Raw genomic sequence first — 361 nt, 5'->3', positions numbered from 1 at the left:
CGGCCAATGCCAACCAGATGCGCCTCATCCTGCATACCGCCGCCTACTGGCTGATGTGGCGCATCCAGCAGGCCATCCCCAAGGCCACTGCGCTGGCCGCTGCCGAGTTCGCGACTCTGCGCCTGCGGCTGCTCAAGGTCGCTGCCCGCGTCATCGAGAGCGCCTCGCGTATCCGTGTCGCCTTCGCGTCAGCATGCCCCGACGCCGGCGTGTTCAAAGCCATCGCCACCGGTCTTCGGCCAGCGCCGACATAGCCAGCGCGGCCATGCCGCCGAAACCCGAGCCCTCGTCCCGTCAACCTCGAAAAGCCCATTGCTCCTGACGCGGTGGAAAACACCGGCGCCAGCGCTCGCCCAAGTCA

Annotated in this window: 1 protein-coding gene; it reads left to right on the top strand. The window is 67.6% G+C overall.

All coding sequences use genetic code 11. From position 1 onward, the window contains the following. On the top strand, positions 1-254 hold a 254-nt coding region (locus tag ACYPYD_RS20115), incomplete at its 5' end, for a transposase (protein ID WP_459665086.1). Positions 255-361: the final 107 nt, after the last annotated feature.

The sequence above is a fragment of the Novosphingobium sp. 11B genome (assembly GCF_054589055.1).
This window is presented reverse-complemented; position numbering and strand designations above follow the sequence as displayed.